The organism is Micromonospora sp. NPDC049114 (assembly GCF_040648635.1).
Classification (GTDB): Bacteria; Actinomycetota; Actinomycetes; order Mycobacteriales; family Micromonosporaceae; genus Micromonospora.
Map to the genome: position 1 here is coordinate 36,088 of NZ_JBEZEA010000013.1, position 14,814 is coordinate 50,901.

The 14,814-nt window shown below is 70.0% G+C and carries 13 protein-coding genes and 2 pseudogenes; 11 read left to right on the plus strand and 4 right to left on the minus strand.

The genetic code is table 11. The features are described from left to right. Positions 1-2 precede the first annotated feature (2 nt). From AB0B39_RS27515 to AB0B39_RS27525, 3 genes are read left to right on the plus strand one after another with little or no spacing between them, the layout of a single operon-like run. A complete protein-coding gene (locus tag AB0B39_RS27515) occupies positions 3-1,466 on the plus strand; it encodes an ATP/GTP-binding protein (protein ID WP_357575772.1) in 1,464 nt (487 codons plus the stop codon). Next, complete coding sequence (locus tag AB0B39_RS27520; protein WP_357491964.1) at positions 1,463-3,265, plus strand: TraM recognition domain-containing protein; 1,803 nt, start codon at positions 1,463-1,465, stop codon at positions 3,263-3,265. Before AB0B39_RS27515 ends, AB0B39_RS27520 begins: the two co-directional genes overlap by 4 nt. Then, positions 3,262-3,774 carry a DUF4913 domain-containing protein gene (locus tag AB0B39_RS27525; protein ID WP_357491962.1) on the plus strand — a complete coding sequence of 171 codons (513 nt, stop codon included), beginning with the start codon at positions 3,262-3,264 and terminating at the stop codon, positions 3,772-3,774. The genes AB0B39_RS27520 and AB0B39_RS27525 overlap by 4 nt, the downstream gene beginning before the upstream one ends. A 33-nt stretch (positions 3,775-3,807) precedes the next feature. On the opposite strand, the gene AB0B39_RS27530 is transcribed toward AB0B39_RS27525, so the two are convergent. Continuing rightward, the gene (locus tag AB0B39_RS27530) at positions 3,808-5,031 is read right to left on the minus strand and encodes a hypothetical protein (protein ID WP_357575773.1); all 1,224 of its coding nucleotides are present in this window, start codon (positions 5,029-5,031) and stop codon (positions 3,808-3,810) included. A 424-nt stretch (positions 5,032-5,455) separates the two neighbouring features. Between AB0B39_RS27530 and AB0B39_RS27535 the strand changes: the two genes are divergently transcribed. The 6 genes from AB0B39_RS27535 to AB0B39_RS27560 all read left to right on the plus strand — a co-directional run bounded on the left by AB0B39_RS27535 (position 5,456) and on the right by AB0B39_RS27560 (position 11,494). Beyond that, positions 5,456-5,782, plus strand: coding sequence for a hypothetical protein (locus tag AB0B39_RS27535; RefSeq protein WP_357575774.1), 327 nt, complete (start codon positions 5,456-5,458; stop codon positions 5,780-5,782). Between the two features lie 141 nt (positions 5,783-5,923). Then, positions 5,924-7,240, plus strand: coding sequence for a glycosyltransferase family 4 protein (locus AB0B39_RS27540; protein ID WP_357491956.1), 1,317 nt, complete (start codon positions 5,924-5,926; stop codon positions 7,238-7,240). Next, positions 7,237-8,565, plus strand: coding sequence for a hypothetical protein (locus AB0B39_RS27545; RefSeq protein WP_357575775.1), 1,329 nt, complete (start codon positions 7,237-7,239; stop codon positions 8,563-8,565). Before AB0B39_RS27540 ends, AB0B39_RS27545 begins: the two co-directional genes overlap by 4 nt. Continuing rightward, on the plus strand, positions 8,562-9,470 hold the full coding sequence (locus AB0B39_RS27550; protein ID WP_357491951.1) for a hypothetical protein: 909 nt from the start codon (positions 8,562-8,564) through the stop codon (positions 9,468-9,470). Before AB0B39_RS27545 ends, AB0B39_RS27550 begins: the two co-directional genes overlap by 4 nt. Before the next feature lie 3 nt (positions 9,471-9,473). After that, positions 9,474-10,895 carry a hypothetical protein gene (locus AB0B39_RS27555; protein WP_357575776.1) on the plus strand — a complete coding sequence of 474 codons (1,422 nt, stop codon included), beginning with the start codon at positions 9,474-9,476 and terminating at the stop codon, positions 10,893-10,895. A gap of 29 nt (positions 10,896-10,924) precedes the next feature. Beyond that, complete coding sequence (locus tag AB0B39_RS27560; RefSeq protein ID WP_357491948.1) at positions 10,925-11,494, plus strand: NUDIX domain-containing protein; 570 nt, start codon at positions 10,925-10,927, stop codon at positions 11,492-11,494. A 412-nt stretch (positions 11,495-11,906) separates the two neighbouring features. On the opposite strand, the pseudogene AB0B39_RS27565 reads toward AB0B39_RS27560, so the two are convergent. The 3 genes and pseudogenes from AB0B39_RS27565 to AB0B39_RS27575 form a co-directional block, all read right to left on the minus strand. Further along, positions 11,907-12,323: pseudogene (locus AB0B39_RS27565) on the minus strand (transposase); the annotation flags it as partial. A gap of 30 nt (positions 12,324-12,353) precedes the next feature. After that, positions 12,354-13,246: pseudogene (locus AB0B39_RS27570) on the minus strand (IS982 family transposase). Positions 13,247-13,299: 53 nt separating this feature from the next. Continuing rightward, positions 13,300-13,611: a hypothetical protein gene (locus AB0B39_RS27575; protein ID WP_357491946.1), complete on the minus strand. Its 312-nt coding sequence runs from the start codon at positions 13,609-13,611 to the stop codon at positions 13,300-13,302. 256 nt (positions 13,612-13,867) lie between these two features. Between AB0B39_RS27575 and AB0B39_RS27580 the strand changes: the two genes are divergently transcribed. Both AB0B39_RS27580 and AB0B39_RS27585 read left to right on the plus strand, forming a co-directional pair. Further along, positions 13,868-14,206 carry a PadR family transcriptional regulator gene (locus tag AB0B39_RS27580; protein ID WP_357491944.1) on the plus strand — a complete coding sequence of 113 codons (339 nt, stop codon included), beginning with the start codon at positions 13,868-13,870 and terminating at the stop codon, positions 14,204-14,206. Beyond that, complete coding sequence (locus AB0B39_RS27585) at positions 14,203-14,706, plus strand: hypothetical protein (protein WP_357491942.1); 504 nt, start codon at positions 14,203-14,205, stop codon at positions 14,704-14,706. The genes AB0B39_RS27580 and AB0B39_RS27585 overlap by 4 nt, the downstream gene beginning before the upstream one ends. Positions 14,707-14,814: the final 108 nt, after the last annotated feature.

Sequence of the window (14,814 nt, forward strand, 5' to 3'; positions counted from 1 at the left end):
TGATGCCCCGATCCGTCATCCCGATCCGACGTCCCACCCGGTTCGGCTACGCCGGCCCCGGCGGCGGCCGGGTGTCCTGGGTCGAGTCGCCCACCGAGTACCGCGGCACCACGGTGCAGGTGTGCGGCTTGTGGCCGTTCGGCACCGGCTCGTCCACCCCGACGATCGGCGCCCCGCTCGGCCGGCACCGTTACACCAACGCGACGGTGTGCTTCGACCCGATCTCCTGGTACGAGCGTGCCAAGCTGATCAACAACCCGTCGGTGTGGATCCAGGCGGAACCGGCCATGGGCAAGTCCACAAGCGTCCGGCGGATGCTGCTGAGCCTGGTCGGCCAGGGCGTGACCCCGCTGATCCTGGGCGACCTCAAACCCGACTACGCCGAACTGGTCGCCGCGCTCGGTGGGCGGGTGCTGCGCGTGGGTCCCGGCCTGCACCGGATCAACCCGCTCGACATCGGCCCGTGGCAGCAGGTGCTGGCACACGTGCAGGACCCCAAGGAGATCGAGCAGCTACGTGCGGAGATCGTCGACCGCCGGCTCAACGCCGCCCTGGTGCTGGCGACCCTGACCCGGGGCGCTCCGCTCGCATCGGACGAGATAACCGTGCTGGCGGCGGCGCTGCGTTTCCTGACCGAGCGGGAGAGCACCGCCCAGCCGCTGCTGTCGGACGTGCTGCGGGTCATCGAAGAGGCACCCATGCAGGTGCGGTGGGTGACCCTGTGGCACGACGACCACGACCTGGACCGGTACCGCCTCGAGACGGAGAATCTGCGGCGTACGCTGCGGGCGCTTATCCACGGGCCGCTCGGCTCGACGGTCGAGGGCCACACCACCGCCTCGATCGAGCTCGACACCACCGCGCTGTGCGTGGACATCTCCGGCATCAGCGAGACCAACCAGGCCCTGACCGCCGCCACCCTGGTCACCACCTGGGCGGCCGGCTTCGGTCAGGTCGAGGCCGCGCACCGGATGGCCGACCTGGGACTGGCCCCGCCACGGCGATTCTTCCTGGTCCTGGACGAGATGTGGCGTGCGTTGCGGGTCGGGCACGGCATGGTCGACCGCATCGACGCGCTGACCCGCCTGAACCGTTCGAAGGGCACCGGCACCGCGTTCATCACCCACTCGCTGGGCGACCTGCAGGCTCTGCCGAACGAGGAGGACCGCGCCAAGGCCCGCGGCTTCGCCGACCGGTGCGCGGTGCTCATGATCGGCGCCTGCTCGGAGCAGGAGCTCGACGCCGTCGCCCGCGTTCGGCCCCTGTCGCAGGCGGAACGCAGCGAGGTGCTGTCGTGGTCGGCGCCGCCGTCGTGGACGACCGGGCCGGAGGACGAAGAGGTCCTGATCGGCCGCGGGAACTTCCTGATCAAGGTCGGGACCAGGCCCGGCATCCCGGTGCACCTGGAGCCCACCGAGATCGAGAAACAACTGGGCAACACCGACTTCCGTTGGAAGCGCACATGAGCCGAGCAGTGGGACCTGGCGGAAGCAGCGACTCCTCGGGCCTGATCGCCGGTGGCCTGGCCGTGCTCGCGCTGGCGGCGGCCGGGGCGGTGTGGCTTCCGTTGCGGCTGACCGAGCCACCCGGCTATCACGGCGAGGGTCTGTTCAGCGCCGCCGCGGCGCTGATCTCGGGGCGGATCACGTGGACCGTCGCGTGCACCCTGGTGGCCGTCGGAGAGGTGCTGGTGGTGGCGGCGCTGGCGACCGGTGTGCTGCTGCTGACCAAGGGACGCCGGCTCCGGGGCAGCCGGGTCGACGAGGCCGCGCGGCACATGGCCCGCCGCGGCGATCTGTTGCACCTGAGCCCGGACGGGGTCACCGCGTCCGCGAAGCGGCTGCGGGCCAGCCTGGCCGACGCCGGCTCCATCGCCCCCGACGACGCCGGCGTCCTCATCGGACGCACCGTGGCCGGCGGTATGGAGCTGCGGCAGTCCTGGGAGGATATGGCCGTCGACATCTGGGGGCCCCGCACCGGTAAGACGACAGCCCGTGCGATCCCGGCCACCGTCTCCAACCCCGGGCCGACACTGGTCACCAGCGTCAAGGGCGACATCATCGACGCGACCCGGGAACTGCGCGCGACGCGCGGCGAGATCTGGGTGTTCGACCCGCAGCAGGTCTGGGGTCAGCCGCAGCAGCTGTGGTGGAACCCGCTCGGCGGGATCGCCACCATCACCGACGCGCGCCGGCTGGCCGAGCACTTCGCCTCGGCCGAGCGTGAGCCCGGCATGCAGCGCGACGCGTTCTTCGACCCCAGCGCCGAGGAGCTGGTGGCCAATCTGCTGCTGGCGGCCGCGGTCGGCGGCCGGTCCATCCTCGAGGTGTACCGATGGGCGGTTAACCCGCGCGACGAGTCGCCGGCGGACATCCTCACCGGTGCGGGCTTCCAGTTGCCCGCCGACTCGATCATCGGTGTGGTCAACATGCCGGACCAGACCCGCGGCGGCGTCTACGCCGGCGCGCAGAAGATGCTCATGTGCTTGACCGAGCCGAGTGTCACCGCCTGGGTCAGCCCGCCGGCCTCGTCGACGATCCGGGAGTTCCGCCCCGAGACCTTCGTGGCCACGTGCGACACCGTCTACCTGCTCAGCCAGGGCGGTCCCGGCTCACCGGCGCCACTGATCGCCGCGCTGACCGACGCCGTGTTGCGGGCGGGGGAGCTGCGCGCCCGCGCCTCGCCGGGCCGGCGCCTCGACCCGCCGCTGATGTCGGTGCTGGACGAGGCGGCAAACATCTGCCGCATCCGCCAGCTGCCCGCGCTGTACTCCTACTACGGCTCGCACGGGCTGCCGATCATCACCGTGCTGCAGTCGTACGCTCAGGGCATCGACGTGTGGGGTCGCGAAGGGATGCGCAAGCTGTGGTCGGCGGCGAACGTGCGCACCTACGGCGGTGGCGTCGCGGACCCGGAGTTCCTCGAGGAGCTGTCCCGCCTCATCGGTGAGCACGACGTCATGACCCGTTCCACGTCGACAAACGGCTCCGGCTTCGGTCAGCAGTCCGTGTCGCGGCAGACCCGCCGCCAGCGGGTGCTCGACGTCGCGGAGCTGCACGCGCTGCCCCGGGGCCGGATGGTGGTGTACAGCTCCGGTGCGCCGCCGGTGCTGGCCCGCACCGCCCCCTGGCAGACCGGTCCGTACGCCGAGGCCATCAAGGCATCCATCGCCCGTTGGGACCCGGACAGCCGGAACGACTGGAGTCTCAAGGCCGACAACCCGCAAGTGCAGTCGTTCGACAACCCCGTGCAGGAGCCGCGATGACCACGCCCACCGGCCAGAGCGATTCGGAGAGGGCCGTGGCCGAGCTGTCCGCACTCCTGGAGCAGTTGTCCGGTGCCCTGCCGCGCGGCGACACGCAGCCCGAACCGCAGGCAGCCGCGGGCGCTGCCGCACAGCCGCCGCAGGCCGCCGACGAGGTGCCGGAGCCGGCGTTCCGCAACCTCGACGACTTCATGCGGCTGTATCTGGCCGAGGTCGTCGAGCGTCGCGTCCTGAGCGGGCCCAAGAGCGGCATCTACTGGTGCGACAGGTGGTGGGCGCACCCGGAGGCGATCTCGCGCTTCTACGCGATGTGGCGCGAGTGGGAGAAGGCCCGCATCGACGACACCATGAGCACCTGGTGGCTGCACCACCTCGATCCGCACCTGATGACCATGACGACCGAGTACGGGCCGTTCGCCAAGTGCGAACCCGGCCGGCACACCGAGCCCAAGACCCTGCCGGCCGTCGCCGCTCCGCGTTCGGTCCTCGATCAGCTGCCCGAGGGCTGAGCGCCGGGACGGCCCCACCGGGCCCCGTACCGGCTAGCCGAGGGCCGGGTGGAACGCCAGCGCGGTGCTGTCCGACGGGTCTGCGGCGAGGCCCCCGTGAGCCGTGACGGCCACCGGAGCCACCCCGGGCGACACTTCCCTGTCCGTGCCGGTGCGCGCGTCGAGGACCACTGCGGCGTCGTTCACCGTGCCGTAGACCGCGCCGTGCCACGCGGCTGTCATCCGCGGGGCGCGGCGACCCGTCGCGGGCAGCTGCCACAGGTCGTCTCCGGTGGTGGAGTCCAGGGCGAACAGCGGCTGCGAGTTGCCGATCGCGCACACCGTGACCGCTGCCTCGTCGTAGGAACAGCGCAGCCCCGCCCCGTACTCGCCCTTCGTGCGGTTGACCAGGGTGCCGTCCTTCTTGATGAGCGTGTAGAAACGCTTGCCGTCGGTCTGCTTACCCACCGCGACGATGAAGGACGGGCCGCCGGCGGCGAGTTCGGCGTCGGCGACCGAGAGCGCCGACCAGCGCTTGGCGCCGTCGAGCATCGCGAGTCCGGTGATGGACCGGCGGTAGCCGGTGTCCGGGGCGGTGAGGCCGACGACGGTGTCCCCCAGCAGTGCCGAGGCGTCGAAGTCGTTGTCGCGCCAGAGGGTGCTGCCGGTGCTGACGTCGACGGCCACTGTCACCTGCTTACCGATGCCGAGCACCACGGCGGAGCCGCGACCGCCGATCGCGCGGACGTAGTCGCGGGCGACCAGGCTGAAGTCGCCCTCGGCCGGTTTGGCGTCCACCGTGATGGTCTTCGTCAGCCGACCGTCGGTCGCATCGATCACGAGCAGCTCGACGGCCTGCCGGGCCGCGACGGTGCCGGAGGCGGGGATCTCCACCGCGTACGGCACGACCACCGCGGGCCGTCCGGAGAGGTCGAGCAGCACCGGCCGGTGCCCGGCGGCGGCCGGGTTGCGGGTGATCGGTGACTGCTGGGGCGTGAGCACCGACAGGCGGCGTCCGCTGCTCACCTCCACCACTGTGGTCTGGGCGTCGCCGGCCATGAACGCTGTGGTGCCGTGCAGGAGCACGTCGCCGGGGCGGGCCTCGCCCAGCGCGGTACCGGTGGGCGAGAACCGGGTCGGCGGGTCGAACGTCGGCATCGAGGGGGTGGCGGCGGGGGCCGATGCGGCCGGCGGTGACGGCGGGTCGTCCTTGCTGCACGCGGCGGTCGTCGCCGCGAGCGCAACAATCACCGCCGCCGTCTGGAGCCGCACTCTCACCACTGGATCCCCGTCTCCCGCGATCGTCCCCGGCGCCGAAGCATAGCAACGGGCATCGATCAGAAGGGTGTTCGCCGAGGTCCGCTGCCGTGTCGGCCGGTCGACGAGGGCCGGATCGGCGGTTACGCCGTTGCGTCGGCTTTCCGGCCTGTCGTGAGTGGACAGGTCGATCTATGCTCAGCTCTGCACGCACCGTGAGCGGATTCGGCAGCTGCCACCGCAGGGCGTGCCGGTGCAGTCGTGCGTTCGGGGGAGGGCGCTGCATGAGTCTGCTGTGCGTGGACTGCTGGGGCGCCACCGGTGCTGCCGCACGCCGCCAGCCTCGTCCTGCCAGTCGCGTCGACGAGCGTCCCATGAGCTACGAGGCCATGACCTTCCCCACTGGCGTAAGGATGTTGGACATGGAGGCAACAAGGTGACGAAGGTGTCGGATTCCTGGGGATGCATGCTCAGCACGCACCGATACCGCTGGAACGAGCGGGACGAATCGGTACGGGAAAACCTCACCTTCGCTGAACAGGCCGCCCTGTCCCGCAGGACGCTGGCGGGCGAGGGCGACGCCAAGCCACCGCGATCCGTCGAGATCGCCAGCACCGAGGCGCTCGTGGCCGCGTCCCTGCTCCGGGAGTTGTCGGCCCGGCTCCGCCACGACGTCACCACCGACGCGGTGAGCACGGACGCCGTGCAACTGGCCGACGTGGCCGACGAACTCGTCGCCCGGCTCTACGCAGCGACGGGAATGCGTGGCTGACCGTCGCCACCACCGCGCGCAGGTCCCGCGCAGATTGGCGTACGCCTCGGCGACATGGACCCGGCGCGGTCGCGCGCCGGACGGTTTCGGTGCCCTGACCGCCGACCAGGTATCCGCAGACACCAGAAGAGGGCAGCAGAGATGACAGTGCCATTGCCGCCGGCCCGGGCGGAGGCGCAGACCCGGCCGTTGAACGTGCTCACGCTGTGCGACAAGTGGATCGGCGGCGGCCCGATCGCCGTCAACCGGGAGATCTCCATAGCGCTCGCGGAGCTCGGGCACCGGGTGACCACCCGGGTGAGTGTCCCCTCGCCGTCGCATCCCCTGGTCGACATCCAGGTGCTCGACCCGGTCCCCGGGGTGTCCGACACGCGGGCTCAGTTGCTCCGGGCGGACCGGCTGCCGGCGGACGTCGACGTCATCATGGGCCACGGCCGGTTCTCCGGTGGGGCCGCCTCCTACCTGCGCGACAACTTCTACCCGCACGCGAAGGTGGTGCACTTCGTCCACGTGACGGCGGACGAGATGGACCGCGGCCGCGGCGAACCGTTGGAGTCGAACCAGCACACCGAGACCGAACGCGCCCTGGTGTCCCGGGCCGACCTGGTGGTCGGGGTGGGCCCGCTGCTGACCGACGAGGGCCGCCGCCTGGCCCGGATGTGTGAGAAGCCGCCCCCGGTGGTGCAGATGACGCCCGGGGTGATCCTGGAGACGCCACCCCGGTACGACCCCGAGCAGACCCGGCTGAACCTGCTGGTCTTCACGCGTACCGACGACCGCCTCAAGGGGGCCGACATCGCCGCGGCCGCGGTGGGCGAACTGCACAAGCGCGGCATGGACGTACGGCTGACGATGCTGGGGGCGCACAAGTCCGACGTCGCCGAGCAGGAACGCGTGCTGTCCGACATCGCCGGCTTCCCGGTCCGGGTCCGGGGTTACACCTCCGACCCGAGCGTCATGGCCGCCGAACTCCGTGGGGCGGACATGGTGATCCACGCGGCACGGCACGAGGACTTCGGCCTGGCCCCACTGGAGGCCGCCGGGCACGGTGTGCCTGTCCTGGTCGGGAACCACACCGGAGTCGGGATGTTCCTCGGCGACCCGAAGGAGGTGCCTGCGGCTCTGGGCGCACCGTCGGTGGTGAACACGCGGGGAAGCTCGGAGGCGACACTGCCCACCGTGTGGGCCGACCACGCCGAGGCCGTCCTGAAGGATCTGCCGGAGGCCCGGCGTCGGGCCACCGACCTGCGTGAGCACCTCGGGCAGAACCACACCTGGCGGCACGCCGCCGAGGGGGTTGTCGAGAACATCCGGACCCTGGCGCCACCCACGCGCAGCACCACCGCCGCCGCGACTGCCGCGTTGCAGGTCGCTCACCAGCAGGCTCGTCCGCCGGCCGTGGCGCCCCGCCGGCCGCAGGGATGGCAGGAGGCCTTCCGGCCGGGACGCGGCCGGTGAGCGAGACAGGAGCCGCTGGCCGCGACACGGTGAAGCCGTGGCTGTTGCTCGACATCGACGGGGTCCTCAATCCCACCGGGGACCATGCCGACCGTGGCTTCACACCCCACGACCTGGACGGCCACCAGGTGCAGCTCAACCGCGAGCACGGCGTCATGCTGAACGCCCTCGACCGTGAGGGACTTGTCGATCTGCGCTGGGCGACGACCTGGAACGATGCCGCGAACGCCTACGTCGCGCCCGTGGTCGGCCTGGCTGACCCGCTGCCCGTCCTGGTCATCGACCGGGCTCTGGCCGGCCCGGTGCCGTTCGGCGTGAACTGGAAGGCCGCGAGCGTGCTGGCCGAGGCGGACGGCATGCCGTTCGCCTGGCTGGACGACTTCTTCACGGACCCCGACCGGCGGTGGGCCGAGGCGCGTGTCCTCGACACGGGCGTACCCACGCTGCTCGTGCCGATCGACCCGACGGTCGGGTTGCTCCCCGACCACCTCGATCAGGTGCGCTCATGGGCCCGAAGCGCCTGCGGTCCCGGAGTCCTCACCGGCGCGGACCTTCTGGAGCGTACGCCGCACCTGGCTGCCCATCCGGTGTCGCGGGAACGGGCGGAATGGTTCGCGCGCACCTGCAACGCCCTGCCCGGCGAGGCGGCCGGCCTCGACCGGAGGGACCTCACCGTCTCGCTGTGGGACCGCTGCGCGACAGCGGTCACGGCCGAGCACAGCGGTGAGCCCCGCGGGGTACGCCCCACCGACGAGTTCGTTCGCCAGTCCTTCCGCCGGTTCCTTCGCGGCGACGGCGCGGCAGCGATGGTCTGGGCCGACCGGGCGGCCCTGCGGGCCACCCACCCCGAGCGTGGTGGCGTGGCGCACGCCCAGGACTCGTACCGTCTCGTTCTCGAGGACCCGGCCGACCGCGACGCCGGCCGGCGGATCCAGCTGCTTGTCGATTCCGCAGTGGCCGACCTCGGCATCAGCCCGGACATCCAACGCACCCACCGCTCGGTCCTGATCGGATCGCCCGGCCCGCTCGTGCAGGTCTCCGTCCGCGCGGACCGCGACGACACCTCCAGTGACCTGACCGTCGCCTTCGGTCACGGCGGTCGCGCCGAACGGGTCCCGTACGATCAGCTGCTACGCGACGGTCCGGACGCTCTGTTCGAGCGGGTCGCGGGAGTGGCCAGGTCCGTGGCGGAGATGCAGGAGCGCCGGCCCGCCGCCGTCGCCTACCTGCCCAGGCCCGTCGCGCGCCGGCAGCAGCAGCCGCACCAGTCGACACCGGCGGTGCGTCCACAAACGTCACCACAGCCATCAAGGGGCAGGCGATGACATCGGAAAGTCCGAGGCACGAGGGCGGGGCCATCGACGAGGCCCGGCAGGACTACGAAGCTCTGAGCACGGTCGGCGAGCTGTTCCCCGGCACCGCTCTGGCGGAGAGCAGCAGGCAGCTCGGGCAAGGCGGTGACTGGCCGGAGAACCTGAGCGAAACCCCGCTCGTCATCGACGCCGCCTCCGCCTGGGGGCCGGGCACCGTCCTCGCGGTGGCGGCCGCCGCGCGTGCCGTTCCGCAGCTCGCCCTGGTGCTGGTGGCCGACGAGCCGGCCCGGTCGGCGGCACGTCGCCTCCTGGACGCTGCTGGCCGCGCCGAGGTCACTGTCGTGAACCGGCCCCCCGACGTGTCGTCAGTCGTCCGGTCCGCCTGCGGCGACAGCGGGCAGCCGATCCGCTGGGTCAGCTTCGGAGAGCCTCTCCGCCTTGCGCAGCTGATCCAGCACGATCCGGATCTCGCCGGCCGGTTGCGTGTCACGCAGGCTGCGGGCAGCGGAGTGCCGGCGAGCGCCACGGCCGCTCGTACGGTGCTGAACGCGGTGCGGGAGAGGCGGCTCGCCGCGCTCGACCTGGTGCTCACCGGGCCGGGAGACGCCGGGCCGTCCATCGACGGCAGCCGCCGCCAGGCCATGGCGCTGGCCGAGGCGCTGGACGACACTGTCGACAGGTCGGATGCGGCAGCCGTGCTCAGCGACTCCGTCGCCCTGAGCGCCGCCGTGATGTTGCCCTTCGTCGACGTGGATCAGGCGGGCACCGAGGTCGACGGCGAGGGCGTCTTCCAGCGCGGCCACGACGGGGTGCGCCTGTGGTGGGGGACCGTCGAGGAGTACGACCCGCTGGTCCGCTGGCTCACCCGGGTCGTCGAGCCGTCGTCAACGGCGTCGCGGCCCGACCGAGGGGAGTGACAGGTGTCGGCCACCGAGGACTTCTCCGGCCTCGACGCGATCTACGAGGCGTACGGGCTGGAGTCGGCGAGCGACCGTTCGGCGGTCGCGGAGGCGTACGCCGTCTTCCGTGAGCACCACGGGCCCTATGTCACCTCCATCGCCGCGGAGATGCTCGATGACCTGCGGGCCTCCGTCGACGCCGACCCGAACACGCGGGTCGTCTTCGTGGGACGGGACGGCTTCAGCCTCGGCGTGGCAGTTCGTGCGATGGACCCCGACTTCTTCGACGCGCACTGCCACAACGTGGTGCTCTCCCGGGCACTCGCCGAGGCCGCGGTCCAGGACAAGGAGAAGAACAGCGGGGCCGAGTACCCACAGCTCCAGCCGTACCGGGAGATCTCCAAGTCGGTCGACGACCGGGACATCGACGGCGCCTACCAGCGACTCACCAGGTACCTGCGGGGCAACGGCATTCCGGTGGGCAGGGAAGGCAGCAGCGTCACCTTCGTCGACAGTTGTCTGAAGGGGACGATTCAGGAACTGTGCGCCGCGGTCTATCCCAAGACCGAGTTCACCGGCCGGTACATGTTCTACAAGGGCATCGAAGGTGATCCGCATCCCGGGAGCAAGAAGGGATATGCCCTGCACCTCGAGGGTGGCATCGGCGGAGGCCTGAAAGCGCTCCCGGACGATTCCGCTCTCACCTTCGCCAGCATTCCGGCGATCCGTGTCATCGAGAACGCGTTGCAGGGCCCGCTGAGTAGTCCGAAACGAATCAAGGACGATGCGCCCGACCAGACACGTCTGATCGACACCCCGGACCGGACGTGGGGATGCAATCCCGTGCTGATCGCCGAGCCCTACCGCATTCCCGCCGTACGGGAAGCCAGCAAGGTCGCGGCGTTGCTCGCCGTCCACGACAGCGCGGTTGACGTCAGGAACGGCACCCCGCTCGACAGCGCGGCGGTGCGTGAGCAGTTCACCATGCAGGTGCGTTCCTGGATCAACCGCAGTGACGATGTGGAACCGGGACTGAACCGGATACTGGACAGCTTCGTCCACCGCGACGACCACCGCCTCGTCCGCCGCCTGGACGACCTCATGCACGAGGCACGTCTTCCCGAGGACACCCGGACCCAGTTCTGGACGAAGTTCGACGAGGTCACCTCGATGGACGACAAAAAGAACTTCATCGAACAGTTCCGGAACGTGACCCAGCGGGGTCCTGACGTCGGCCCGCCGCGCGGGGAGATCGACGCCCCGCACCGCCGCGCCGAGAAGGGCCAGCCGTGGCTGCAGGGCATCGCACCCGCGGCGGGCGGCACGGTGCCTCAGGTGCCTGCCCAGCGGGCACGGCCGTCCGGCAGCAACGCTCCGGGGCGGATCTCCGGCGGTACGCCGAACACCGGGCGGCCCCGGCGGCCCGACGCTCCGAGCCGCTGACCCGCCCCGGCAGGAATGGAGTCCCGCCAGTGCCTACCGATTCCGGCCTCGCCGCCGCGTACCCCCGGCTGTTCGCCCCACAGCGGTGGGAATGGGGTGGCCTCGACGCCCAGTTCACCACCGAAGCGCCGGCGGACGCGCTGGTCACCAACGTGCACGTCGTCGGGTTCAGCGGCGACCAGGTCATCCTGTGCCGCGACGACCGCGACGTGTGGTTCCTGCCCGGGGGCACGCGCGAACCCGGTGAGAGCGTCGCGGACTGCGTCGGGCGGGAGCTGCTGGAGGAGGCGGGCGCGGTCCTCACCAGCCCGCTGACCGTGGTGGGCGCGCACCACTGCGTCACCGACCGTCCGCTGCCGTACCGGCCGCATCAGCCGCACCCGGAGAAGGCGTGGCTGTGGTGCGTCGCGGACGCCGCGATCGTCCAGGCGCCGACGATGCCGGAGGACGCGGAACAGATCGTCGAGGTCCGCGCGGTGCCGGTCCCCGAGGCCGCCATGTTGCTGCTCACCGATCAGCCCTGGCTTCCCGACCTGCTCATGCTCGCCGTGGAGACGCGTAGGCGCACTGAGCATGGCGGTGATGTCGCCGCCCGATAGCGCCGTCCCGTGCGGTACACGAAGCCCGCGAGCGGCAGGCGGGCGCACACAAAACAGCCCCCTGGTCGACGATTGTCGATGATCAGGGGGCTGTTTAACTGCTCAAACTCTGTGCGCCCGAAGGGACTCGAACCCCTAACCTTCTGATCCGTAGTCCGAAGTAGATATTAGTATCACCCAAAGAGCACTCTACGCCAAATCGAGTCGGTCCGCAACCTCCCTAGCCCAACCCCGTCCAGCCCCGTCCTTGCTGGTCCGGGCGCTGCGTGCGACTACCATCGCTGGCCATCGATTAGCGCGAGGGCTCGCGATAGCTGATGAAATCCGGCTCCGTCCCGGTAAATCCACGCCCGTCCCCCGTCGCCCGAGCAGCCACCGAGCAGCCACGGATCTACCGCGGCGTTGGTCGTCGTTAGCCAGCCAGTGGTAGGTGCCCGATCGATCGGATCGTAGATCGACCGCCTCGGCCAGAAGTCGCCTTACGCCTCGCGACGGGTCTAGGCACGCACTGTGGTGGTCCGGTTGGCTTCACACGTGACTCAGGTGATGTTCCGGCACGCCAGCCTCTGGCAAGACGCGGTTCGACTGCTGTTGTTGATCGACGCAGCCGGCGGCGGTCATAGAACGCGCTGGCACCCGGAGATTTGGTTAGCGCGGCGAAGGCCCAGAGGTGGCCTGTTTCGGCCAGGATTGGGTTGGCCTTGCGGCGGTGGCTGACCTTGTAGAAGGTGCCGCTGGCCCAGGTGATCGGCGTTGCCGCGCAGAACGCTCGCAGGTTGCGTGAGGTGGGGAATCCGTGTGGGTCGTCGCCCAGTTCGGCGAGCAGTCGGGCGGCTAGACGAGTAAGTCCGAAGTCGGGTCAGTGGTCGTAGGCGATCAGGGACCTGGTCACGGGTTGGCCGGTGATCCGGTTGTGCCAGATCGCGGCGGTCATCGCGAGCAGGCGTTGCGCGACGCGTGCCGCGACGCCTTCGATGCTGCGTCCGCCGTGCAGTTCGAGGTCGAGTTGGCCCTTCAACGTGTCGTTGACGGACTCGATGAGCTGCCGGATCGGTTTGAGCACGTGCTCATCGGGGCGTGGGACGCGGTTGCGGTATGACGGTCTGAGCAATCGCACCCCACGCTCTGCCAGCCACCGGTCCAGTTCCGCGGACACGTATCCCTTGTCCGCGACGATCAGCAGGCCTGGACGCTCGGCGATGAGGTCGGGGTCGTGGTCAAGCACAGCCGTCAGGACCTGACGTTCGTCGACCTTCGGGGTGGCGAGCGCCCACGCGATGGGCAGACCTGACGGGGTGCAGATCAGATGCAGCCGCAGTCCCCAGAAGAACCTCGAGTGCGAGGCGCAGTAGCCGTACCCGGCCCACCCCGCCAGGTCAGAGCGTTTCACCGTCGGCCTGGACCGGCCGCATTCCACCGGTGTGGAATCAACCACCCAGGTCGTGTCAGACCACAGGTCGGTGTCCTCGGCGACCGCCCGAATGGCACGCTTGAGCAGCGGCAACGCCGCCCTCAACCGCTTGTTGTAACCGGACTGTCCAGGCAGATACGGGAACGCCCCGGGCAGATGCCCGGGGACGAACCGAAGCCAACGGGCCTCGGAACGCACCCGAGCAGCGCCTGCGCGACGGCCAGGGTCAGCAACTCCGCGTCGGAGAGCTTCGGTGGCCTACCCGTCCGGCGAGGACGCCCGAGCCAGTCATCGATCTTCACGTACAGTGCGGTCAGAAGGGTGTTGAGGTCTGTCGTCACAAACGGATCTTCAACACCCTTCGTCTATGCCCACACCCCGAGGTCGTTAGGACTTACTCGTCTAGCAGCGGGCCCATGCCGGGGAAGCTGCGGTAGATCGCAATGTGCGGGTGTTGCTCTGTCAGCGTGTCGATGTGGGTCCAGAGGGCTTGCGCGGAGGCGATCGTGGCGTCGAGTTGAGTGAGCAGGTCGGTGGCGTGGTGCCGCATTGCGGCTTGGACTTCGGCGGGCTGGCGGAGCGCGCGGGCATGGAACAGCTCGTGCAGTCGATGACGGAGGTGGCCGATGAGCTGACCATTGTCGTCGACCACGGCCATGTCGTGGTGGCTCTCGCCCCAGTCCAGGCCCGCGTAGTGCTTCATCATCGTCCAGTTCGGCGAAGGGGCGTGTGGTGCTGGTCGGGCGCACGGTCTCGCTTGAGGGCTCGGTGGCCCGGGATCGCAATGGGCATGGCCCGACTAGCCGGTGCTCCGATGATCACCGGGACGGACACTAGGTCGACCAGCGGCAGAGATCGAGCCGCGCCGAGCACCTGCGGGAAAGTCCAAGCGCCGACCGACCTTGTCTCAGCCCTTGGACGGCAACCGCCGCGCACTTATTTCACCTAGTAACGTTAGGGCCATGTCGGATGGACCTGTGCGCATCACCGGCCCGCTCCTGGCTGTCCTCAACGCCCTCCTCGACGCAGACGACAATGAGCTGCACGGCTGGGCGATCATGAGGACGACCGGGAAGTCAGGCCCCACGATCTACAAAATCCTCGAACGGCTCGCCGAGTCGAAGTGGGTGACTTCCCGGTGGGAGGACGACGCCAACACCGAACCGGGCAAGCCCCGCCGCCGCTACTACCGCCTCACCCCGCACGGTGCGACCAGCGCCCGCGATCTGATCGCGGCACGGCAGCCGAAACCCGAACAGACGGTGCGCGCCCGGCTGGCCTTCGGCTGGTGCGAGGCGTGAACCACGTCGAGATCATCGCCAGCTTAGTCTTCGGACTGGCCGTCAACGAGATGACCGACCTCTCACCGTGGGCGGCCCGTCGCCTGGTCCGATGGGCGGCCTATCGCTGGGCCACCGATCCTGAGATCGCTGCCGGGTACGCCGAAGAGTGGACCGCGATCGTCAACGAACGGCCCGGCAAGCTGTTCAAGCTCGCCACGGCCATCCAGTTCAGCATCGGCGCTGCGGGGAAGGCGGCACCCAGGACGGCCGCCGCGATCAAGTTTGCCGTTCGGCGAAGACTGGCCGCAGTGAATAGCCCGGCGACCCCCGGCAACGCGCTGGCCAGGCTTGCGATCATCGCCGTCCCGACCAGCAGCGTGGCCTTTATCGCCCTCAACTATCTGGCCAATCTCGTGGGCTTCAATGTGTGGGCCCTGGCCCTTCTCCTTGCTGGCACTGCGGTCGTCGGCTGCTGGGTGGCTCTCAGGCGACACCGCCGCCGACACGGGTTGCAGTAGCCCGAGCGTTCACGCCTCCCGTTCGGCCCCGACAAGGTTGTCGTAGTCGCTGGCGGCGAACTGCGGATGGTTGACTCCTCGGCCGACTCCCGGGCCATGCCCCGGTTG

Coding starts and splice junctions, on each gene's coding strand:
- AB0B39_RS27515 (WP_357575772.1), top strand. CDS start 3: ATGCCCCGATCCGTCATCCCGATCCGACGTCCCACCCGGTTCGGCTAC.
- AB0B39_RS27520 (WP_357491964.1), top strand. CDS start 1,463: ATGAGCCGAGCAGTGGGACCTGGCGGAAGCAGCGACTCCTCGGGCCTG.
- AB0B39_RS27525 (WP_357491962.1), top strand. CDS start 3,262: ATGACCACGCCCACCGGCCAGAGCGATTCGGAGAGGGCCGTGGCCGAG.
- AB0B39_RS27540 (WP_357491956.1), top strand. CDS start 5,924: ATGACAGTGCCATTGCCGCCGGCCCGGGCGGAGGCGCAGACCCGGCCG.
- AB0B39_RS27550 (WP_357491951.1), top strand. CDS start 8,562: ATGACATCGGAAAGTCCGAGGCACGAGGGCGGGGCCATCGACGAGGCC.
- AB0B39_RS27575 (WP_357491946.1), bottom strand. CDS start 13,611: ATGATGAAGCACTACGCGGGCCTGGACTGGGGCGAGAGCCACCACGAC.
- AB0B39_RS27580 (WP_357491944.1), top strand. CDS start 13,868: ATGTCGGATGGACCTGTGCGCATCACCGGCCCGCTCCTGGCTGTCCTC.